This window comes from Variovorax sp. P5_A3 (assembly GCF_056400665.1).
Map to the genome: position 1 here is coordinate 218,559 of NZ_JBFUKW010000008.1, position 22,096 is coordinate 240,654.

Genomic DNA, 22,096 nt, shown 5'->3' on the forward strand with positions numbered 1-22,096 from the left:
CATGCAGCATGATGCATGTTCCGGCGATCGACAAATGCACTATTGTTCCTCGCCACCGAACCTTCAAGGAGACTTCGACATGGCCGAAACCGCTGCTCACCCTGCCCGCGTGGACTACCGCACCGACCCGACGCAATACCGTCACTGGAAATTGAGCGTCGAGGGCCCGGTCGCGCGCCTCTCGCTCGACATCGCGGAAGACGGCGGCATCCGTCCCGGCTACAAGCTCAAGCTCAACAGCTATGACCTGGGCGTCGACATCGAACTCAACGATGCGCTGAACCGCGTGCGTTTCGAGCATCCCGAAGTGCGCTCGGTCATCGTCACCAGCGCCAAGGACCGCATCTTCTGCTCGGGCGCCAACATCTTCATGCTGGGCGTCTCCAGCCACGCCTGGAAGGTGAACTTCTGCAAGTTCACCAACGAGACCCGCAACGGCATCGAAGACACTTCGAAGCACTCGGGCCTGAAGTTCATCGCGGCCGTGAACGGCGCCTGCGCCGGCGGCGGCTACGAACTCGCGCTGGCCTGCGACGAGATCGTCCTGGTCGACGACCGCTCTTCTTCCGTCTCGCTGCCCGAAGTCCCCTTGCTCGGCGTGCTGCCCGGCACCGGCGGCCTGACCCGCGTGACCGACAAGCGCCATGTGCGCCACGACCTCGCCGACATCTTCTGCACCAGCGTCGAAGGCGTTCGCGGCCAGCGTGCCGTCGACTGGCGCCTTGTCGATGCCATCGCCAAGCCGGCCCAGTTCGGCGCCGTCGTGCAGGAGCGCGCCGCCAAGCTCGCAGAAGGCAGCGACCGTCCGGCCAACGGCAAGGGCGTGAGCCTCACCCGCCTCGAGCGCGAAGAGGGCGCCGACAGCCTGCGCTACGAGCACGTGACCATCGAAATCGACCGCGCGCGCCGCACCGCGACGTTCACCGTCAAGGCACCGAAGGGCACGCAGCCCACGGACATCGCCGCCATCGAGGCGGCAGGCGCCGCATGGTGGCCGCTCGCGATGGCCCGCCAACTCGACGACGCCATCCTCAACATGCGCACCAACGAGCTCGACATCGGCACCTGGCTGCTCAAGACCGAAGGCGACGCGGAGGCCGTGCTCGCCAGCGACGCCACGATGCTCGCGAACAAGGACCACTGGCTGGTGCGCGAAACCATCGGCGCGCTGCGCCGCACGCTGGCCCGCCTCGACGTGTCGTCGCGCAGCCTCTTCGCGCTGATCGAATCGGGCTCCTGCTTCGCCGGCACGCTGGCCGAGATCGCCTTCGCGGCCGACCGTGCCTACATGCTCGCGCTGCCCGACGATGCCGAGAAGGCGCCGAAGATCACGCTCGACGAGTTCAATTTCGGCTTCTTCCCCATGGTCAACGACCAGAGCCGCCTGCAGCGCCGCTTCTATGAAGAGAGCGCACCCATGGAAGCCGCCCGTGGCGCTGCCGGCAAGCCGCTCGACGCGGACGCTGCACTGGCCCTCGGCCTGATCACGATGGCGCCGGACGACATCGACTGGGATGACGAGATCCGCATCGCCATCGAGGAACGCGCCGCCATGTCGCCCGATGCGCTCACCGGGCTCGAAGCCAACCTGCGCTTCGCGAGCCAGGAGAACATGTTCACCCGCATCTTCGGCCGGCTCACCGCCTGGCAGAACTGGATCTTCCAGCGTCCCAACGCCGTAGGCGAAAAGGGCGCGCTGAAGGTCTACGGCACCGGCGAAAAGGCCGGCTTCGATTTGAATCGGGTATGACCCCCAGGCTCGCGCACTTCGTGTCGCTCTCCACCCCCTTCCAGGGGGCAACGCCTGCGGCCCGGCAAAGCCGGTTCCGCGGCGTTTCCCGAATTGTTTGCCAACGTTCTTTCCATAGTTAAAGGCCCCGCCATGAGCACGATCAACTACAGCGAGAAGATCCCCAACAACGTCAACCTCGGCGAGGACCGCACGCTGCAGCGCGCGCTCGAAGGCTGGCAGCCGAACTTCATCAACTGGTGGGACGACGTCGGGCCAGACGGCTCGACCAACTACGAGGTCTACCTGCGCACGGCGGTGAGCGTCGACCCGCAGGGCTGGGCGCAGTTCGGCCACGTGAAGATGCGTGACTACCGTTGGGGCATCTTCCTGAACCCGGGCGATGCCAACCGCGAGATCCATTTCGGCGACCACAAGGGCGAAAAGGTCTGGCAGGACATCCCCGGCGAACACCGCGCCAACCTTCGCCGCATCATCGTCACGCAGGGCGACACCGAACCCGCGTCGGTCGAGCAGCAGCGCCACCTGGGCCTCACCGCGCCCAGCATGTACGACCTGCGCAACCTGTTCCAGATCAACGTGGAAGAAGGCCGCCACCTCTGGGCCATGGTCTACCTGCTGCACAAGCACTTCGGCCGCGATGGCCGCGAGGAAGCGGAGGCGCTGCTGCAGCGCCAGTCCGGTGACCAGGACAACCCGCGCATCCTGGGCGCCTTCAACGAGAAGACGCCCGACTGGCTGGCCTTCTTCATGTTCACGTACTTCACGGATCGCGACGGCAAGTTCCAGCTGTCGGCTCTCGCCGAAAGCGCCTTCGATCCGCTCGCGCGCACCACCAAGTTCATGCTGACCGAGGAAGCGCACCATATGTTCGTGGGCGAAAGCGGCGTGTCGCGCGTGCTGCAACGCACCGCGCAGGTCATGAACGAACTCAAGACCGATGATCCGCAGAAGGTGCGCGCGGCAGGCGCCATCGACCTCGGCACCATCCAGCGCTACCTGAACTTCCACTACAGCGTCACCATCGACCTTTTCGGCGCTGACCAGTCGAGCAATGCCGCCACCTTCTACAGCTCCGGCCTCAAGGGCCGCTACGAGGAAGGCAAGCGCACCGACGACCACGTGCTCAAGGGCCAGACCTACAAGGTGCTCGAAGTCGTGAACGGCCAGCTCGTCGAGAAGGAAGTGCCGATGCTCAACGCGCTCAACGAAGTGCTGCGCGACGACTTCATCAAGGACTCCGTGGCCGGCGTCGGCCGCTGGAACAAGGTGCTCGAGAAGGCCGGCATTCCGACCCGCCTCACCGTGCCGCACAAGGCTTTCAATCGCCAGATCGGCGCCTTGGCCGGCATCAAGATGTCGCCGGAAGGCCGCGTGGTGAACGAGCAGGAATGGGCCGCGAAGAAGGATGAGTGGCTGCCGACCTCCGAAGACTTCGCTTTCGTGGCATCGTTGATGGGTCGCGTGGTGGACCCCGGCAAGTTCGCAGGCTGGATCGCGCCGCCGGTGATGGGCATCAACCGTCAACCAGTCGATTTCGAATACGTCCGCTTCGGCTGACCGGATTGACTCCTTCCCCCTCTGGGGGAAGGCAGGGATGGGGGCACACGGCGTACCCACGACCAACCGAGCGTGCCMCCACCCCAACCCTCCCCCAGAGGGGGAGGGAGGAACAGGAGAAGAACATGGACATGGCCGTCGAAGTGAACGTCATCAAGCAGCACCTGATCGACCCTGAAATCTGCATTCGGTGCAACACCTGCGAGGCGACCTGCCCGGTCAACGCCATCACGCACGACGACCGCAACTACGTGGTGCGCGCCGACGTGTGCAACGGCTGCATGGCCTGCATCTCGCCCTGCCCCACAGGCTCCATCGACAACTGGCGCACCATGCCCGTGGCGCGCGCCTATTCGATCGAAGAGCAGCTGACCTGGGACGAACTGCCCGCCGAACTCTCGCCCGAGCAGCTCGAAGCCGAAGGCGTGGCCTCGCCGGACGATGCACTGGTGCAGGTCGCGGCCGCTTCGCCGCAGCCGCCGACCGCGCCGGGCGAAGTGGCCTTCAATTCCGCGCAATACGGTGCGACCGTGCCGCCGTGGTCCGCCGCGCACGCGTACACCAATCTGTTCCCGCCGAAGGCGCCGACCACAGCCACCGTCGTCGGCAACTTCAACTGCACCGAGGCCGGCTACGAGAACCAGACGCACCACATCGTGCTCGACTTCGGCACCATGCCCTTCCCGGTGCTCGAGGGCCAGTCGATCGCGATCATCCCGCCCGGGCTCGACGCCAACGGCAAGCCGCACTTCGCGCGCCAGTACTCGATCGCCAGCCCGCGCAACGGCGAGCGGCCCGGCTACAACAACATCTCCCTGACCGTGAAGCGCGTCCTGGAAGACCACCAGGGCAACCCGGTGCGCGGCGTGTGCAGCAACTACGTCTGCGACCTGAAGGTCGGCGACAAGGTGCAGGTCATCGGGCCCTTCGGCTCGTCCTTCCTGATGCCGAACCATCCGAAGTCGCACATCGTCATGATCTGCACCGGCACCGGCAGCGCACCCATGCGCGCGATGACCGAATGGCGCAGGCGGCTGCGCAAGAGCGGCAAGTTCGAAGGCGGCAAGCTCCTGCTTTTCTTCGGCGCGCGCACGCAGCAGGAACTGCCGTACTTCGGCCCGCTGCAGACCTTGCCCAAGGACTTCATCGACATCAATTTCGCCTTCTCGCGCACGTCCGGCCAGCCCAAGCGCTACGTGCAGGACATGATGCGCGAGCGCGCCGCCGACCTCGTCGAGTTGCTGAAGGACGGCCAGAGCCACTTCTACGTGTGCGGACTGAAGAGCATGGAAGAGGGCGTCGTGCTCGCGCTGCGCGACGTGGCGACCGACGCGGGCCTCGACTGGGACACGGTCGGCGCGAGCCTCAAGCGTGAAGGTCGGCTGCACCTCGAAACCTATTGATGTCCTGATGAAATTCGCCGACTTCCACGCGGGCCAGGTCATCGAGGCCGGCCCGTACCTCGTGACCGAGGCGGAAGTCGTGCAGTTCGCGCAGGCCTATGACCCGCAGTGGTTCCACACGGACGAGGTGGCCGCAGCGGAAGGTCCTTTCGGCGGCCTCATTGCGAGTGGCTGGCATACCAGCGCGATCGCGATGCGGCTCGTGACCGATGCCGCGCTCGCGGGGTCCGAATCCTTCGCTTCGCCCGGCTTGCAGTACCTCAAGTGGCCCAACCCGGTGCGGCCCGGTGACAGTCTGCGGCTCATGGCCGATGTGGTCGAGGCGCGGCGATCGGAGAAGCGGCCGACGCTCGGCATCCTGCGCTGGCGCTGGCGGTTGTTCAATCAGAAGGAAATGCCTGTGCTGGATCTGGAGGCGACCAGTCTGTTCAGGCTGGGCGAGGAACTTCGAACCGATCGTGCGTGACGCCGTATTCAGGCACGCGGCCTGAGTTCAACCCCTCTCGACGTAACCCCGCTCCATCGCCAACTCCTGATCCTCGAAGATCGCCATCGCCGTCTTCATCCGCTCGAAGCCGAACTTGCGATAGAAGTCTTCCTTGCCCGGCACCGCATACAGGATGATCTTTCGGTGCCCGCGCGAGAGGTCAACGAGCCGCCCAACGATCTCCTTGCCGAGCCCAGTGCCCTGGTGACTCGGCAGCACCGCCACATCGCAGATGTACGAGCAGTCGACCCCGTCCGCCAGCGCCCGTCCCACGCCGACGAGCTTGCCATCGTCGTACGCGAGGCTCCTGAACATGCTGTTCGCGAAGGCGATCTTCAGGCCCTCGGGGCTCTTGTCGCCCAGTGGCGCCGCCCGATAGAGGGCGCACAACTCATCCCAATCGAGCGTTTCCAGCGAATCGGACCAGACAAGTGACATGACGGGTTCCTGACGAAACCCGGCATCTTAGGTTCCTGGCGTCGCCACCGAGTCCGTATGGGCGATGGCCGCCTGCACCTATATCGTGACCAGCACCGCAGCAGGGACTCATCTATGCGATGGCCTAGCCGAAGCGCTACGCCATCGCCTGTGGCGCGTACACGTTCACGCTGATCGTCACGCTCGCCGCCAGTGGCGAGCATTCGCTTTCGCTGCTCACCGCGCGGTTCTGGGAGACGCTGATCGGCGGCGCACTCGGTCTTGCGGCGGCGTCCTACATCTTTCCGTTGCGCGAACGCACCACGCTATAGCGCTGCGGGATTCCACCAAGGATTTGATTCGCCCCGAGCGGCGCATACTGGCGGCAGACCCGCGAAAGCCCTAACCCCAAGAGCAGCGGGCAGCAGCCAGGAGACAAGCCTTGCAGCGAACCGATATCGCCAATCCGACCTACTTCCACAAGGTCGTGGATTGCCAGTACGCCTGTCCGGCGCACACCCCCGTCCCCGAATACATCCGGCTGATCGCGCAGCGCCGCTACGGCGACGCCTACATGGTCAACTGGGTCTCGAACGTCTTTCCCGGCATCCTCGGGCGCACCTGCGACCGGCCTTGCGAGCCCGCATGCCGCCGCGGACGGGTCGAGGAGAGCAACGCCAAGGACCCGGAGCCGGTGGCGATCTGCCGGCTCAAGCGGGTGGCCGCCGACATGAAGGAGGACGTGCGTTCGCGCATGCCGACCGTGGCGCCGCGGAATGGCAAGCGCATCGCCTGTGTGGGCGCCGGGCCCGCCTCGCTCACCGTCGCCCGCGATCTCGCGCCGCTCGGCTACGAGGTGACGGTGTTCGACGGCGAGGCCAAGGCAGGCGGTTTCATCCGCACCCAGATCCCGCGCTTCCGCTTGCCCGAATCGGTGATCGACGAGGAGACCGGCTACATCCTGGACCTGGGCGTCGAGTTCCGCAGCGGCGAGCGCATCGAATCGATGAAGGCACTGATGGCGCAGGGCTGGGACGCGATTTTCATCGGCTGCGGCGCGCCGCGCGGGCGCGACCTCGAGGTGCCTGGACGGCAGGAGGCCGCGGCCAGCATCCACATCGGCATCGACTGGCTCAATTCCGTCTCGTTCGGGCACGTGACCAGCATCGGCCGGCGCGTGATCGTGCTGGGCGGCGGCAACACGGCGATGGACTGCTGCCGCTCCGCGCGACGCCTGGGCGGCACCGACGTCAAGGTGATCGTGCGCAGCGGCTTCGAGGAGATGAAGGCCTCGCCCTGGGAAAAGGAAGACGCGCAGCACGAAGGCATTCCCATCATCAACTTCCATGTGCCCAAGGCCTTCGTCCATGAGAACGGCAAGCTGACGGGCATGCGCTTCGAGATCGTCCGCGCGGAGTACGACGCGCAGGGCCGCCGGTCGCTCGTGCCGACTGGCGAGGAAGAAGCCTTCTTCGAGTGCGACGAAGTGCTGGTGGCCGTGGGGCAGGAAAACGCCTTCCCGTGGATCGAGCGCGATTGCGGCATCGACTTCGACAAGTGGGGCTTGCCGAAGCTCGATGCGACCAGCTTCCAATCGTCGGTGCCGAACGTGTTCTTCGGTGGCGACGCGGCCTTCGGTCCCAAGAACATCATCACCGCCGTGGCCCATGGGCACGAGGCGGCGGTGTCGATCGACCAGTTGCTGCACGACGATCCGGTCCACCCGCGTCCGCCGCCGATGACCAACCTGGTGTCGCAGAAGATGGGCATCCACGAGTGGAGCTACGACAACGACACCTCCAACGACCTTCGCTACAAGGTGCCCTGGGCCAAGGCCGAGAAGGCGCTGGCCAGCATCCGCGTCGAGGTGGAACTCGGCTTCGATGCCGCCACCGCCTTCAAGGAAGCCGAGCGCTGCCTGAACTGCGATGTGCAGACCGTGTTCACCGAGACGGCCTGCATCGAATGCGATGCCTGCGTGGACATCTGCCCGATGGACTGCATCAGCTTCACCGAGAACGGCGACGAAGTGGAATTGCGCGCGCGGCTGAAGGCACCGGCGCTCAACCTCGCACAGGACCTGTACGTGTCCGGCGGGCTGAAGACCGGCCGCGTGATGGTCAAGGACGAGGACGTCTGCCTGCACTGCGGCCTGTGCGCCGAGCGCTGCCCCACGGGGGCGTGGGACATGCAGAAGTTCCTGCTAAAGATGACGCCGGCCGGGACGAGGCGGAAGGCGGCGGAGATCGCCGCATGAGCACAGTTCGCCAGATCGAGGCCGTCAACGACTTCGTCATCAAGTTCGCCAACGTCAACGGCTCGGGCTCGGCCTCTGCCAACGAGTTGTTCGCCAAGGCAATCCTGCGCATGGGCGTGCCGGTGAGCCCGCGCAACATCTTCCCGAGCAACATCCAGGGCCTGCCGACCTGGTATGAAGTGCGCGTGACCGAGAGCGGGCACCTGGGCCGGCGCGGCGGCACCGACATGATGGTCGCGATGAACCCGCAGACGTGGGACGCCGACGTGGCCGAACTGGAGCCGGGCGGCTACCTGTTCTACGACAGCACGCGGCCGCTGCCGCCGTCGAAATTTCGCGACGACATCCGCGTCATCGGCATGCCGCTGACCGAGATCTGCAACGCGGTCTACCACGACCCGCGCCAGCGTCAGCTCTTCAAGAACATCGTCTACGTGGGCGCGTTGGCGATCCTCCTGGGCATCGAGCCGGAGGTGGTCGAGAAGCTTTTCGGCGAGCAGTACAAGGGCAAGGAAAAGCTGCTGGCTTCCAACGTGCAGGCCCTGCACCTCGGCTGCGACTTCGCGCGCGAGAACCTGCGCGAGCCCGTGGGTCTCAGAGTGCGGCGCGCCGATCGCGTGGGCGACCGCATCTTCGTCGACGGCAACAGCGCCGCGGCGCTGGGCTGCGTGTATGGCGGCGCCACCGTCGCGGCCTGGTATCCGATCACGCCTTCGTCGTCGGTGGCCGAGGCCTTCCAGAAGTACTGCGCCAAGTTCCGCGTCGATCCGGCCACCGGCCAGAACCGCTTCGCCATCGTGCAGGCGGAAGACGAGATTGCCTCCATCGGCATGGTGGTCGGCGCCGGATGGAATGGCGCGCGCGCCTTCACCGCGACCTCGGGGCCGGGCGTCTCGCTGATGACCGAGTTCATCGGGCTGGCCTACTTCGCGGAGATCCCCGTCACGCTCGTCAACGTGCAGCGCGGCGGTCCCTCCACCGGCATGCCGACGCGCACGCAGCAGGCCGACATCCTGTCCTGCGCCTACGCCTCGCACGGCGACACGAAGCACGTGCTGCTGTTCCCCGAGGATCCGCACGAGTGCTTCGAGCACGCCGCCGCGGCGCTGGACCTCGCCGACCGTCTGCAGACGCCGGTGTTCCTCATGACCGATCTCGACATCGGCATGAACCAGCGCCTGTGCAAGCCCTTCGAGTGGGACGACAGCCGCGCCTACGACCGCGGCAAGGTCATGACGGCCGAGGAACTCGAAGCCGGCCGTGACTTCGGCCGCTACAAGGACGTGGACGGCGACGGCATTCCCTGGCGCACGCTGCCGGGCACGCACCCGAGCAAGGGCAGCTTCTTCACACGGGGCACCACGCGCGACCCCTATGCGCGCTACTCCGAACGCGGACCCGACTACGTCTACAACGTCGAGCGCCTGCTGAAGAAGTTCGCGACGGCCGCCACGCTGGTGCCGCAACCCGTGTTGCGGCCCGCATCCGCGAAGACCACGCTCGGTGTGATCCATTTCGGTTCGACCAGCCCGGCCATGCAGGAGGCGCTCGAAACGCTGCAGGCCGACGGCATCCACCTCGACGCGATGCGGCTGCGCGCCTTTCCCTTCCCGCAGAGCGTGCAGGACTTCATCGCGCAGCACGAGCGCGTGTTCGTGGTCGAGCAGAACCGCGACGCGCAGATGCGCAGCCTGCTGGTCAACGAGCTGGGCATCGACCCTGCCCGGCTGGTGCCGGTGCTGCATTTCGACGGCACGCCCATCACCGCGCGCTTCATCGCCGAGGCCATCAGCCGCACCATCGAGACCCAGGAACTCGCATGACCTACCTCGCCAAGCCCCGTCTGCGCCACCCCACGCTGGCCACCAACAAGGTCGGCTATACGCGGCGCGACTACGAAGGCAAGATCTCCACGCTGTGCGCCGGGTGCGGCCACGACTCGATTTCCGCCGCGATCATCGAGGCCTGCTGGGAGCTCGATATCGAGCCGCACCGCGTCGCCAAGCTGTCGGGCATCGGCTGCAGCTCCAAGACGCCGGACTACTTCCTCGGCGCCTCGCACGGCTTCAACACGGTACATGGCCGCATGCCCAGCGTGCTGACCGGCGCCAACCTGGCCAATCGCGATTTGCTTTACCTCGGCGTGTCGGGCGACGGCGATTCGGCCTCGATCGGCCTGGGCCAGTTCGCCCACGCGATGCGGCGCGGCGTGCGCATGGCCTACATCGTCGAGAACAACGGCGTCTACGGCCTCACCAAGGGCCAGTTCTCGGCCACGGCCGACCAGGGCTCGAAGAGCAAGAAGGGCGTCGTCAACACCGACAGCCCGGTCGACCTCGTCGCCATGGCGCTGCAGCTCGGCGCCAGCTACGTGGGACGCGGTTTCTCGGGCAACAAGGCGCAGCTCGTGCCGCTCATCAAGGGCGCGATCAGCCATGGCGGGGCCGCCTTCATCGACGTGATCAGCCCCTGCATCGCCTTCAACAATCATCCGGGCAGTACGAAGAGTTACGACTACGTGCGGGAACACAACGAGGCGGTCAGCCGCATCGACTTCATCAGCGGACGCGAGGAAATCTCGGTGGACATGGCGCCGGGCGAAGTGCTCGATGTGCGCCAGCACGACGGCACGCTGCTGCGGCTGCGCAGCCTGCATCCGGACTACAACCCCGGCGACCGCTTCGCCGCCATGGCCCACATGCAGCGCCACCAGGAGATGGGCGAGATCGTGACGGGGCTGCTCTACGTCGACCCCCTGGCGACGGACCTGCACACGGCGCTCAACACCAGCGACCGACCGCTCAACAGCCTGGGCCCCGACCAGCTCTGTCCCGGCGCGAAGGCCCTGCAGCGGCTCAACGACGCCTTGCGCTGAAAGCCGGCATGGCGCACCATTGCCGATTCTTCGGGGGAAGGACATGGCCGAACGCACTGTGTTTCAGTCCATTTCGCGCAAACACGTCACCAGCCTAGGCCCACAGGCGAGCGTGCGCGATGCCGCCTGCGTGATGACGCGTGCCAATTGCGGCAGCGTGCTCATCATGGAGCCGCCGGACATCCTGCTGGGCATCCTCACCGAGCGCGACCTGATGACGCGCGTGTTGGCGCGGGGCCTCGACCCCGAGCGCACCACGGCGCGGGAGGTCATGACGCCCAATCCGATCTGCGTGCCCCCGGAAACGCCGGTGTCCGACGCGGTCGTGCTGATGCTCGAACGGGGCTTTCGGCATCTGCCGCTGGTCGCGGGCAAGAAGATCCTGGGCGTGTTCTCGGTGCGCGACGCACTGCCGAGGGAGCTGGGCACCGCGCTCAGCCAGACCGAGTTCAACGAGCAGGTGAACGACGTCCTGGGTTAGGGGACCGCCCCAAAGGGCAATGCGAGATGTCCTTCGGGGCAATGGAGCAATGACGACTTCGCCCGTTAAGCTGGCGCGCTAGTTGCTGCCGTCGAAGGCAGTGCAATGGCAGCCGGTGAGGTGAAAGTTCAATGAAATTGTCTTCGGCAACGTCCTGGCGCCATCGGTGCGGCTGGGTGGCGGTCTGCGCGGCCCTGCTGCTGGCCGGTTGCAACTCCATGGCGCCGATCAATCCGCCGATCGATCGCGTGGACATCGACGGCGGCTACCGCGTGGCCAACATCCTCAAGCGCCGGCACGGCGTCAGCAACGACAGCAAGACGCTCTTCGTCCTGACCTTCTCGGGCGGCGGTACGCGCGCTGCTGCCTTCTCCTACGGCGTGCTGGAGGAACTGAGACGGACCGACGTCATGGTCAATGGCACGCCGCGCAACCTGCTCTCTCAAGTGGACCTGATGACGGGCGTGTCCGGAGGCAGCTTCACCGCGCTGTCGTATGCGCTGTACGGCGACAAGCTCTTCACGGAATACGAGCCGCGCTTTCTCAAGCGCGATGTGCAGGGGGGGCTGACCTCCCGCACGCTGAATCCGACCAACTGGTTCAAGCTGGCCAGCGCGGACTACGGCAGGTCGGAGCTGGCGGCCGACTACTACGACGAGATCCTGTTCAACGGCGCCACATTCGACGACCTGCTGACCAGGCCGACGCCCGCGACGGCCGTGACCGGCACCGACCTCTCGACCGGCGCGCGCTTCCAGTTCTCGCAGGAACACTTCGACCTGCTTTGCTCCGACCTCGGCAAGGTACGGCTGGCCCGGGCCGCCGCCACCTCGTCGGCGGTGCCGGTGGTGCTGTCGCCCGTCACCTACCGGAACTACGGCGGCCACTGCGGCGCCGTGATGCCCGCCTGGGTCAAGGACGTGACCGATCCCGCGGCCCAGGCGCGCCCCTCGGGCCGGGCGTTGCTGCGCTACCGCGACATGCAGGCCTTCGAGGACAGCGCGAACCGGCCGTACCTTCACGTCGTCGACGGTGGCGTCGCGGACAACCTCGGCCTGCGTGGCGTGATCGAGGCGCTCGAAGAGCTCGAAGCGAGTCCGGCCTTCCAGAAAGAGATCGATTTCAGGCACCTCCGGCGCATCGTCGTGGTTGTGGTCAATTCCCGGTCCGCGCCGGCCACCAACTGGGACCGCAGTCCCCGCGCACCGGGGATCATTTCCCAGGCGCTGCAGTCGTCGAGCGTGCCGATCGATCACTTTTCCTACGAATCGGTCGAACTCCTGAAGGACATCGCACAGCGCTGGGCCGACGCGCGCAAGTTCGAGATCGCCGACAAGCGGCTCGCCGGCATGTCCAAGGCACAGGCCGAGGCCGACGTGCCCGACCTTCGCTTCGATGCGATCGACGTGAGCTTCGATTCGATCACCGACCCCCAGGAGCGCCGCTATTTCATGGAGCTGCCGACCAGCTTCGTGCTGTCCAACGAGGAGGTCGACAAGCTTCGCGCACTCGCCGGGCGGCTGCTGCGCGAGGCGCCCGGCTACCGCGACCTGATCCAGTCCGTGGAAGACCCGGCCACCCCGGCGCAGCGCGCGGCGCGGCAGCAGTAGGCGGCGCCACGACGCGGCGGGCCGATGACACTCCAGCAGATCATCCTGCTCACGATGCAGGTGAGCGTGATCATCACGGTCTTCGGCTTCGGCCTGGATGCGAAGGTCGACGACCTGCTCTACGTGGTGCGGCGGCCGGTCCAGCTGCTGCGCGCGCTCGCCGCGATGTTCGTGGTGATGCCGCTGCTGGCCCTGGGGCTCGACAAGGCCTTCGAGTTCCGGCTGGAGGTCGAGATCGCGCTGGTGGCGCTCGCCTTGTCGCCCGTGCCGCCGCTGCTTCCCAGGAAGCAAGACAAGGCGACCGGCGACGGCTCCTCCGGCATCGGGCTGATGGCGACCATGGCGCTGCTGTCGATCGTGATCATCCCGCTGGGTGTGTCACTGACGGGGCCGGTGTTCCATCGCAGCTTCGAGATGCCGCCCGCCACCATCGCCAAGCAGATCTTCATGGTTGCGATCCTGCCCCTGGTGGCCGGCATGGTCGTGGGCGCCCTGTTGCCGAGCAGGGTGCAACAGATCTTCAAGCCGATCCGCCTGATCGCAAACATCCTGATCCTGGCGACAGCGCTGCTCATCGTCTGGGCGAGCAGGCAAGCGGTGATGGCGCAGGTGGGCGACGGGACGCTCTATGCCCTCGTCATCTTCATCCTCGTGGGCCTGGCCGCCGGCCATCTCCTGGGCGGTCCGGCGCCGCGCGACCGCGCGGTCCTGGCCCTGTCGACCGCCTCGCGCCATCCCGGCATCGCGCTTGCGCTGGCCAGCGCCAATTTCCCGGATGTGCACGGCGTGACGGCCACCGTGCTGCTGTACTTGCTGCTGAACCTGGTGTTGTCGATTCCCTATGTGCTGTGGCAGAAGCGGCGCCTGGTTGCCGCGGGCGCAGGCCCTTGAGTTGCTCGCGGATACGAATCGAATCGCGTTTGCACCAAAGTGCCATAGCGGCATCGGGACGAGCGTCGTAGTCTGGCGCCGAACGCGCCGATCCCAGACCACTCCTCCACGGCATCCACCATCCAGGAGATCGCCTTGACACACAAACTGCTCGCCGTGGCCCTGCTGGGGCTGTCACTCGCCGCGCCCGGCATCCAGGCGCAAACCAACCCGGCACCCGCAGCGCAAACGGAGAACCCGGTCAATCCGGCGTCGGTCCAGGCGCTCAAGGACATGGGGACCTTCCTGCAGTCGCTCAAGCGCTTTCATGTCACCACGGAATTGACCGGCGAGATTGTCCTGGCCGACGGCCAGAAGCTGCAGCACACGGCCCATGCCGACATGGATATCCAGCGCCCGAACAAGCTGCGCGCCCGCATGTTCACCGCCCGCAACGAGCGCATCGTCGTCTTCGACGGGCAGCGCGCAACCCTGTATCTCCCTTCGCAGAAGTACTACTCCACCGTCGATTTCAGCGGCAACCTGGGCGATCTGGTCCAGAAGCTGGAGGCCAGGTACCGCGTCGAGATTCCGCTGAGCGACCTCTTCCTGTGGGGCACGCCGGCCGCGCCGCTCGACAAGATCGAATCGGCCATGAACGCCGGCCAGGATTTCATCGGTAACGACCTGTGCGACCACTTCGCCTTCCGCCAGGGAAGCTACGACTGGCAAATCTGGATCGCGACCGGCGGCAAGCCGCTGCCGCGCAAGCTCGTGATCACCAATCGGGCCGACGACGCGCGGCCGCAGTCGGTGTCGCTCATCGAGTGGAACCTGAACCCGACCTTCAAGGACGACGTGTTCCGCTTCACGCCGCCCCAGGGTGCGAAGGCGGCTGAACTTCGTTCGCTCGAAGCAAAGTGAGGGGCGTCAAATGAACCACACATTCAGCAAGCTGTTCCTGTTGCCGGTGGCCGCGCTCTTCGTGGCCGGCATCGCGCTGGCGCCGGATGCGATGGCAAGACCCGGGGGTGGCGGAGGTGGCGGTGGCGGAGCCCATGCCGGGGGCGGCGGCGCAAGAGCCGGCGGCGGCGGTGGAGCGAACCAGCAGGTCAACAACGTCAACCGCGACGTGCGTGCCACCAACGTGCGGAACACCAGCGTCAACAACGTCAACGCGAACGTGAACCGGAACGTGAACGTGAACGTCAACAACACCCGTGGCGGCTGGGACAACGACTACCACCCGGTCGCGACCGCCGCGGGGGGGGCCGGCTGTGTCCCGGTGAACTATGGCGGGCTGATCTACCAGCAGTGCGGCACCGTGTGGTACCAGCCGCAGGGTACCCAGTACGTCGTCGTCAATCAGCCTTATTGAGTTTCGGGATCCTCAGCGGATCGCCGTGAGTTCGAGTTCCTCGTCGATGTAGAAGGCCGCGCCGCTGGCGCCACCGCGCGTGTTGGCCGTGAACCGCACCACGCGGAAAAGCTCCGGCGACCACCATGCGCTGGCGCGGTAGGCACCGGTTGCAAGGCTGCCGCCGCCTGCGACTGCCTTGCGAATCACGTAGCCGCGGTAATCGATGCGCAGCAGGCGCCGCTCCGTGCCGGCGACGAGCCTTGATTCCGCACTCGCAACCTGGGCATCCAACCGGAATTCGACGGAGCCGGCGCCCGCCGCCTTGCCCGTGTACTGCACATGCCATTGGTCGCCTTCGCGCATGCGACCGGGGCGAATCCACCCGCCGGGCGGCATGGCCGAATCGAACTCGCCGGCGATCGGCGATGCGATTTCGAGCACCTCGCCGTTGCGCCGTTCCACCCAGGCGCCGTTGTTGTAGCTGAGCGAGTCCTCGGCGGCCGCATCCGCGCGGTAGACGACCTTGCGCGTGATGCCGGTCAGGCGATCGGTCAGGAGATAGTCGATCTGTGACCAGCGCGCGGCAGAGCTGGATGGACCCTGGTCACCAGGCGATGCGATCGGCGAATCGGCCGGCCCCGGGCTCGGCCGTGTTGCGATGGGCGGCGGAGCCGGGGCTTTGGGCGCGGCTTCGATATTGAAGCCCGGACGCGGCTCTTGCGCGATGGAAGCCGGAACTTTGCGGACGGCCGCCGTCGGCTCAAGTGGCGCAATGCGCGCTTGCCATTCGATGCGACCCGCGCGGCGGCTGAGTGCTTCCACCAGGCGGGAAGGCACGGCGAAGTTCAGGTTCTGCGACTCCTTCAGGCCAGAAGTCGTGATGCCGATCAGGCGGCCATGCGCGTCGAAAAGTCCGCCGCCGCTGGAGCCGGGCGAGATCGGGGCGCTGGTCTGCACCATGTTCAGGCGGCCGTCCTCTGCGCGCCGCAAGCCGGACAGCAAGCCGTCGCTGATCGTCTGTTCGAGGCGGCGCGGCGCGCCAACGGCGTAGACGCGCATCCCGGGGCGAAGGCTGGATTCGGGTGCCAGCAGCACGCTCGGGGCCTGGAGTCTCAAGACCCGCAGGAGGCAAAGATCGTGCTCGGGATCGACCTCTGCCTGCTGCGCGGTCAACTGGGTGTCACCCCGGCGGACGGCAAAGCGGGCCGCATCGCGCAACACGTGGCAGTTGGTGACCAGGGTGTCGACTGCGATGACGACCGCACTGCCTGAGGCGATAGGCTTCCCCTGCGCATCAGCGGCGTAAACGACCCAGATGCTTGGCGTGACGCGCTCGAACAGTTCCGCCGCATCGAGCGGCGTGTCCGACATCTCGATCAACTGCTGCGCGGCGCCCAGGCTGCAGCCCAGCACCAACAGGGCCGCACCGACCCCACGTTTCCAGTTGCCTCGTGACATTCCCTCTCGCACCCTCGTGATCCTGTCTCGGAATGTTACGGCTGCTGCGCGCAGGGTCGCAGTCATGGGCCCAGGAAGTGCATGCGACGTCAGCGAAATACCACAGTCGCGAGCTCTGAAGGCGTCAGCTTCGCTTGGCCACTTGCGCTGCCGTCTCCGCGTTCTCGCGCGCGATCCTGCGAGCCGCTTCGAGGTCGCGCCCCAGGAAAAAGCCCAGCAGGGTCCGGATCGCCGCGATGGCGCCAAGGCGCCCGAGCTCGTCCCAACTCGGCGATACCACGGTCGACACCAGGTCGGAGGCGAGCAGGAATTCCAGGCCCACCATCACCCAGCGCGAGAGCCCTTGCCAGACGGCCAGGGAAACCTCGTTGGGCGGTCTGCGCGCAGCAAATCCCGCGATCAGATTGATGACCGCCATCAGTGCCCCGAGGGCGAGCAGCACCAGCGTTGCGGCTTCGAGCAGTTGCGACAGTACGCGGGCAGACTGGTGCAGCACTTCTTCCATGGGCGAGCGCGGGGCTAGAGGCTGCTGCTCGTACGGACGGAGTCCGGCGTGGCCGGTGCGCCGATTGCCGGTGAAAGCATCGCCGCCTTGGGTGGCTGTGGCTTCGGCTCGCAAGCGGCGAGGGTGGCCAATGCCGCGCAGACGGCTACAAGGGCGAGAGTGCGGTAGTTCATGTCGTCTCCTTCACGGCTCCTTGCCTGCATTCAATGGATAGCCCACCTCTCTCCACGCCTTCATGCCGCCGTCCAGCGCCACGGCGCGCATGAAACCCATGGAGCGCAGCGTCGCGGCGGCGAGGGTCGAGATGTAGCCCAGCTCGCAGCAGGCCAGGATGCGCCGCGTAGGGTCCGGCAGGTCCTGGTTCACGCGCAGCTCGAGCTGGCCGCGCGGCAGCAGCCGGGCGCCGGGGATGTGGCCGGACTCGTAGGCATCGCGTTCGCGCACGTCCAGCACGATGAGATCGTCTTCGGCGGCTTCGACCCGCGACTTGAGTTCGGACAGCGACATGAAAGGCACCGACGACGTCGCCTCCGCGAGCAGGTGCGCGACGGTCTTGCCGCCGCTCATGTTCGTGCGCAGGGCCTCGGTGATGTGCGTGGGCATCGTGAGGTTCAGGCTGCGCATCATCTCGACGAACTCGGCGCGGTCGCGCTTCTGCAGGCGCGGGTTGGTCGCGATCTCATCCGCGATGGTCGAGTGGCCGCGGCCCTTGTAGTCGTGCGCCGGGTACACGTGCAGCGCAGGGTCGAGGTGCAGCAGTCGATTGAACAGGCTGTCGTACAGGGCCTCGGGGTCGCCGCTGGGCAGGTCGGTGCGGCCGGTCCCGCCGATGAGCAGCGTATCGCCGGTGAAGACACGGTTCTCCACCTGCAGGCACATCGAATCGGCCGTGTGGCCCGGCGTGTGAAGCGCCTGCAGCCGCAGCTTGCCGAGCACCACCATTTCGCCGTCGCCGATGCGCATGTCGACGAAAGGTGCGGGGCTTGCGCGGTGCATCACCACAGGTACGTCCAGCTGGCGCGCCAGCTCCTTCGTGGCCGAGAAGTGATCGGCGTGCGTGTGCGTGTCGATGAGGTAGCGGATGCGCACGCCATCGCGCGCGGCGAGCGCGATGTAGTGGTCGATCTGGCTCAGCTCCGGATCGATCAGCGCTGCGACGCAGGTCTGGTCGCAGCCGACGAGATAGGACTGGCAACCACCGGTGGGGATCTGTTCGAAGACCATGGGCGTCCGGCGGTTTGGCGGTCCAGGGAGCGGGGTGGGTCAGCCCGGTTGCTTCACGACGCGCAGGTAGGGCTTCGGTGCCTTCCAGCCCTCGGGGAAGAGCTTCTTCGCATCGTCGTCCGACACCGAGCCGGCAATGATCACGTCCTCGCCGTTCCTCCAGTTGACCGGCGTGGCCACCTTGTGCGCTGCGGTGAGCTGCATCGAGTCGAGTACGCGCAGGATCTCGTCGAAGTTGCGGCCGGTGGTCATGGGGTAGGTGAGCATCAGCTTGATGCGCTTGTCCGGGCCGATGATGAAGACCGAGCGCACCGTCGCATTCGTTGCCGCGGTGCGGCCTTCGGACGTGCCGGGTTCCTCCGCGGGCAGCATGTTGTAGAGCTTGGCCACCGCAAGGTCGGTGTCGCCGATCATCGGGTACTTGGGCAGGTAGCCCTGCGTTTCCTCGATGTCCTTGGCCCAGCGGTCGTGGGCGTCGACCGGGTCGATGCTCAGGCCGATGAGCTTCGCGTTGCGCCGGGTGAACTCGGGTTCGATCTTCGCCATGTAGCCGAGCTCGGTGGTGCACACCGGCGTGAAGTCCTTGGGATGCGAGAACAGGATGGCCCACTTGTCGCCGATCCAGTCATGGAACTTGATTGGCCCTTGCGTGGTGTTGGCCGTGAAATCGGGGGTGACGTCGTTGATGCGCAGTGACATGTTCGCTCCTGTGATGGTCGGGTGCCGAGTCGTCGGAAAGTACACCACGATCCGATGGCGCGTACAAGTCCGGTCCCGGGCTCTGTGCTTTCCCGCATTGAACAGGGGCGGCCCGGCACGTTAGGCTCGTCGGGTGAACTCCACCGCTCCACCCTTCATTCCCCGGATCCGTCTCTACCAGGATTGGCTGCGCGACCAGCGTGGTCTCTGTTTCGACTCGTACGATGCGCTGTGGCGCTGGTCGGTCACCGATCTGCCTGCGTTCTGGCAGAGCATCTGGGACTACTTCGACATGAAGTCGCCCACGCCGGCGAGCACCGTGCTGGTCGACGCGCACATGCCCGGCACGCGCTGGTTTCCCGGGGCGCAGGTCAATTACGCGCGCGAAGTGCTGCGGCATGCGGATGCGGCGCACGCGGCCGGCATGCTGGCCATCGTCAGCGACAACGAACTCGGCGAAGTGCGCGAGATGTCGTGGCCCGAGCTGCGTCGCCAGGTCGCGGCCTTCGCGCTGACCTTGCGCGAACTCGGCGTGATGCGCGGCGATCGCGTCGCGGCCTATCTGCCCAACGTGCCGGAGGCGATGGTTGCCTTCCTCGCCTGTTCCAGCATCGGCGCCGTGTGGAGCGTCTGTGCGCCCGACATGGGCACGGCCGCGGTGCTCGACCGCTTCCGCCAGATCGAGCCCAAGGTACTGATCGCGACCGATGGCGTGCACTACGGCGGCAAGCCGCTCGACCGCAGCGCCGTCGTGCAGGAGCTGCGCTCGGCACTCCCGAGCGTGCAGAACCTCGTGCTCGTGCGCACGCCCTTCGCGGCGAAACAGATCCCCGCCGAAGCCGAATGGACGAGCGCTATCGCGCGCAACGACGAAGCGACCGCCGCCTTCGAGCCCGAGTGGCTGCCCTTCGACCACCCGATCTGGGTCGTCTATTCCAGCGGCACCACCGGCCTGCCCAAGCCGATCGTGCATGGACAGGGCGGCATCCTCATCAACATGTATGCCTGCGGCCTGCACCACGACATGGGGCCGAGCTACAGCGCCAACAACTTCGGCGAGCGTTACCACTGGTACAGCTCGACGGGCTGGGTGATGTGGAATTCGCAGCTCTCGGGGCTGGCGTTCGGATCGACCATCTGCATCTACGACGGCAACCCGGCCGGCAGCAAGGAGAAGCCCGACTGGGGCGTGCTCTGGCGCTTCGTGGCGCGGCACAAGGTGACCTTCTTCGGCGCCGGCGCGGCCTACTTCACCAACTGCATGAAGGCCGGACTGCAAGCGAAGGACTGCGGCGACATGCACCGCGTCCGCGCGCTCGGCAGCACCGGCTCGCCCCTGCCCGAAGAAGTCCAGCGCTGGGGCACGGCGCAGGTGCTGGCGGCCGGATCGCCTGCGGTGTGGTGGTACAACATTTCGGGCGGCACGGACTTTTGCGGCGGTTTCGTCGGCGGCCATCGCGAACTGCCTGAGGTGCCTGGGCAGATGCAGTGCCGTTACCTCGGCGCATCGGTCGAGGCCTGGAACGAGGCCGGCGAGCCGGTGATTGGCGAAGTCGGCGAACTGGTCTGCACCAAGCCCATTCCCTCCATGCCGCTCTATCTCTGGGGTGACGAGGGCAACGCCCGCTATCTGTCGAGCTACTTCGACACCTACCCCGGCGTCTGGCGCCATGGTGACTGGATCAGGATCGGCGAGGACGGCGGATGCATCATCTACGGCCGCAGCGATGCCACCATCAACCGTCAGGGCCTGCGCATGGGCACGAGCGAGATCTACAGCGCCGTCGAGGGCCTGCCCGAGGTGCTCGACTCGATGGTGGTCGACCTCGAATACCTCGGCCGCGAAAGCTACATGCCGCTGTTCGTGGTGCTGCGGCCGGGCGTCGCGCTCGACGACGCCATGCGCACGAAGATCAACAACGCGATCAAGACCTCGCTGTCGCCACGCTTCGTGCCGAACGACGTCTTCCAGGTCGCGGAGATTCCACGCACGCTCTCGGGCAAGAAGCAGGAACTGCCGATCAAGAAGCTCCTGCTCGGCCAGCCGATCGACAAGGTTGTGAACCGCGAGGCGATGGCGAATCCCGGGAGCCTGGACTGGTACGTGGCTTTCGCTGCGCGGCACTGAGCCGATTCGCCTCGGGTGCCATTCGAACTGCTCCAGGGAGAGATTCAGCGCTGGTCCGAAGTCATCCTGCTGGCGGGCATCCCCCAGCAATGAGCTGCGCCGTTCTTCACGCCCAGTACAGCCGCATCGGGTTGTCCACCAGCAGCTTGTGCTGCAGCTCCGACGTCGGCGCGATGCGGGGAATCATGTCGACCAGCGTGCCGTCGTCCGGCATGTGCGTCTTGAGGTTGGGGTGTGGCCAGTCGGTGCCCCACAGCACGCGGTCCGGAAATGTCTCGACCAGCCGCCGCGCAAAGGGAACGACGTCGTCATAGGTCGGCGGACCCGAGACCGACAGACGCTCCGGGCAGCTCACTTTCGACCAGATGTTCGGGTGCTCTCGCAACAGTTGAACGAAGTGCTCGAACTGCGGGCCGTCGACCGGCTGGCCGACATCGGGCCGGCCCATGTGGTCGACTACCACGATGGTCGGCAGACGCGTGAAGAAGTCCCGGAGCTCGGGCAGGTCCTGCGCCTCGAAATAGACGACCACGTGCCAGCCCATGGGCGCGATGCGTTCGGCGATGCCCATCAGCACTTCGCGCGGCGTGAAATCGGCGAGGCGCTTGAGGAAGTTGAAGCGAACACCGCGCACGCCGGCCTCATGGAGCAGGTGAAGTTCGGCATCGCTCACGTCCGGGGCGACCGAGGCAACGCCACGCGCGCGACCCTTGGAATGCGCAAGGGCGTCGAGCTGGGCGCTGTTGTCGTTGCCGTGGCAGGTGGCCTGCACGATGACGTTGCGCTCGAAGCCGAGCAGGTCGCGCAGTGCGAAGAGTTGGTCCTTCGAGGCGTCGCAGGGCGTGTATTTGCGCTCGGGCGCAAAGGGAAACTCCGCGGCCGGTCCGAAGACATGGCAATGCGCGTCGACCGCGCCGGGCGGGGGCGTGAATTGCGGCTTCGACGGATGGGGGTGAAATGAGAGCCAGCCTTTGTCCATGGTGCCAGTCGATCCTCGTTTGCAAGACAGCGC

The 22,096-nt window shown here is 66.3% G+C and carries 20 protein-coding genes; 13 read left to right on the plus strand and 7 right to left on the minus strand.

The features are described from left to right. The first annotated feature begins 79 nt into the window (after positions 1–79). The 4 genes from boxC (at position 80) to AC1D3B_RS14665 (ending at position 5,179) form a co-directional block, all read left to right on the plus strand. Positions 80–1,750, plus strand: a complete 1,671-nt coding sequence (gene boxC / locus AC1D3B_RS14650) for a 2,3-epoxybenzoyl-CoA dihydrolase (RefSeq protein WP_478191392.1) — start codon at positions 80–82, stop codon at positions 1,748–1,750. 132 nt (positions 1,751–1,882) lie between these two features. Continuing rightward, on the plus strand, positions 1,883–3,310 hold the full coding sequence (gene boxB, locus AC1D3B_RS14655) for a benzoyl-CoA 2,3-epoxidase subunit BoxB (protein ID WP_478191393.1): 1,428 nt from the start codon (positions 1,883–1,885) through the stop codon (positions 3,308–3,310). A gap of 125 nt (positions 3,311–3,435) precedes the next feature. Next, positions 3,436–4,713, plus strand: a complete 1,278-nt coding sequence (gene boxA / locus AC1D3B_RS14660; RefSeq protein WP_478191394.1) for a benzoyl-CoA 2,3-epoxidase subunit BoxA — start codon at positions 3,436–3,438, stop codon at positions 4,711–4,713. A 7-nt stretch (positions 4,714–4,720) separates the two neighbouring features. Continuing rightward, a complete protein-coding gene (locus AC1D3B_RS14665) occupies positions 4,721–5,179 on the plus strand; it encodes a MaoC family dehydratase (RefSeq protein WP_478191395.1) in 459 nt (152 codons plus the stop codon). Between the two features lie 27 nt (positions 5,180–5,206). Here the strand turns inward: AC1D3B_RS14665 and AC1D3B_RS14670 are convergent, their stop codons facing one another. Further along, complete coding sequence (locus tag AC1D3B_RS14670; RefSeq protein WP_478191396.1) at positions 5,207–5,638, minus strand: GNAT family N-acetyltransferase; 432 nt, start codon at positions 5,636–5,638, stop codon at positions 5,207–5,209. Between the two features lie 421 nt (positions 5,639–6,059). Between AC1D3B_RS14670 and AC1D3B_RS14675 the strand changes: the two genes are divergently transcribed. From AC1D3B_RS14675 to AC1D3B_RS14710, 8 genes are all read left to right on the plus strand, one after another. Continuing rightward, positions 6,060–7,874 (plus strand): FAD-dependent oxidoreductase, encoded by a 1,815-nt coding sequence (locus tag AC1D3B_RS14675; protein ID WP_478191397.1) that lies wholly within the window; start codon positions 6,060–6,062, stop codon positions 7,872–7,874. Next, positions 7,871–9,697, plus strand: coding sequence for a 2-oxoacid:acceptor oxidoreductase subunit alpha (locus AC1D3B_RS14680; protein WP_478191398.1), 1,827 nt, complete (start codon positions 7,871–7,873; stop codon positions 9,695–9,697). Before AC1D3B_RS14675 ends, AC1D3B_RS14680 begins: the two co-directional genes overlap by 4 nt. Next, entirely contained in the window at positions 9,694–10,749 is a 1,056-nt protein-coding gene (locus tag AC1D3B_RS14685) for a 2-oxoacid:ferredoxin oxidoreductase subunit beta (protein ID WP_478191399.1), read from the plus strand. Before AC1D3B_RS14680 ends, AC1D3B_RS14685 begins: the two co-directional genes overlap by 4 nt. Positions 10,750–10,792: 43 nt before the next feature. Next, positions 10,793–11,230 carry a CBS domain-containing protein gene (locus AC1D3B_RS14690; RefSeq protein ID WP_478191400.1) on the plus strand — a complete coding sequence of 146 codons (438 nt, stop codon included), beginning with the start codon at positions 10,793–10,795 and terminating at the stop codon, positions 11,228–11,230. Between the two features lie 131 nt (positions 11,231–11,361). Continuing rightward, on the plus strand, positions 11,362–12,840 hold the full coding sequence (locus AC1D3B_RS14695) for a patatin-like phospholipase family protein (RefSeq protein WP_478191401.1): 1,479 nt from the start codon (positions 11,362–11,364) through the stop codon (positions 12,838–12,840). A gap of 24 nt (positions 12,841–12,864) precedes the next feature. Beyond that, a complete protein-coding gene (locus AC1D3B_RS14700; protein ID WP_478191402.1) occupies positions 12,865–13,731 on the plus strand; it encodes a bile acid:sodium symporter family protein in 867 nt (288 codons plus the stop codon). A 135-nt stretch (positions 13,732–13,866) separates the two neighbouring features. Continuing rightward, the gene (locus AC1D3B_RS14705; protein WP_478191403.1) at positions 13,867–14,634 is read left to right on the plus strand and encodes a DUF2092 domain-containing protein; all 768 of its coding nucleotides are present in this window, start codon (positions 13,867–13,869) and stop codon (positions 14,632–14,634) included. Between the two features lie 10 nt (positions 14,635–14,644). After that, complete coding sequence (locus AC1D3B_RS14710) at positions 14,645–15,088, plus strand: hypothetical protein (RefSeq protein WP_478191404.1); 444 nt, start codon at positions 14,645–14,647, stop codon at positions 15,086–15,088. A 12-nt stretch (positions 15,089–15,100) separates the two neighbouring features. On the opposite strand, the gene AC1D3B_RS14715 is transcribed toward AC1D3B_RS14710, so the two are convergent. From AC1D3B_RS14715 to AC1D3B_RS14735, 5 genes are all read right to left on the minus strand, one after another. After that, complete coding sequence (locus AC1D3B_RS14715; protein WP_478191405.1) at positions 15,101–16,528, minus strand: S1C family serine protease; 1,428 nt, start codon at positions 16,526–16,528, stop codon at positions 15,101–15,103. A 124-nt stretch (positions 16,529–16,652) separates the two neighbouring features. After that, positions 16,653–17,033, minus strand: coding sequence for a DUF1622 domain-containing protein (locus tag AC1D3B_RS14720; protein ID WP_478191406.1), 381 nt, complete (start codon positions 17,031–17,033; stop codon positions 16,653–16,655). Positions 17,034–17,047: 14 nt separating this feature from the next. Further along, positions 17,048–17,206: a hypothetical protein gene (locus AC1D3B_RS14725; protein WP_478191407.1), complete on the minus strand. Its 159-nt coding sequence runs from the start codon at positions 17,204–17,206 to the stop codon at positions 17,048–17,050. A gap of 10 nt (positions 17,207–17,216) precedes the next feature. Beyond that, positions 17,217–18,257, minus strand: coding sequence for an MBL fold metallo-hydrolase (locus tag AC1D3B_RS14730; protein ID WP_478191408.1), 1,041 nt, complete (start codon positions 18,255–18,257; stop codon positions 17,217–17,219). Positions 18,258–18,296: 39 nt separating this feature from the next. Further along, positions 18,297–18,956 carry a peroxiredoxin gene (locus tag AC1D3B_RS14735; protein WP_478191409.1) on the minus strand — a complete coding sequence of 220 codons (660 nt, stop codon included), beginning with the start codon at positions 18,954–18,956 and terminating at the stop codon, positions 18,297–18,299. Positions 18,957–19,089: 133 nt separating this feature from the next. Between AC1D3B_RS14735 and AC1D3B_RS14740 the strand changes: the two genes are divergently transcribed. Further along, the gene (locus tag AC1D3B_RS14740; protein WP_478191410.1) at positions 19,090–21,084 is read left to right on the plus strand and encodes an acetoacetate--CoA ligase; all 1,995 of its coding nucleotides are present in this window, start codon (positions 19,090–19,092) and stop codon (positions 21,082–21,084) included. Between the two features lie 106 nt (positions 21,085–21,190). Here AC1D3B_RS14740 and AC1D3B_RS14745 read toward each other — a convergent pair whose 3' ends face one another. Next, positions 21,191–22,063, minus strand: coding sequence for an amidohydrolase family protein (locus AC1D3B_RS14745; RefSeq protein WP_478191411.1), 873 nt, complete (start codon positions 22,061–22,063; stop codon positions 21,191–21,193). Positions 22,064–22,096 lie beyond the last annotated feature (33 nt).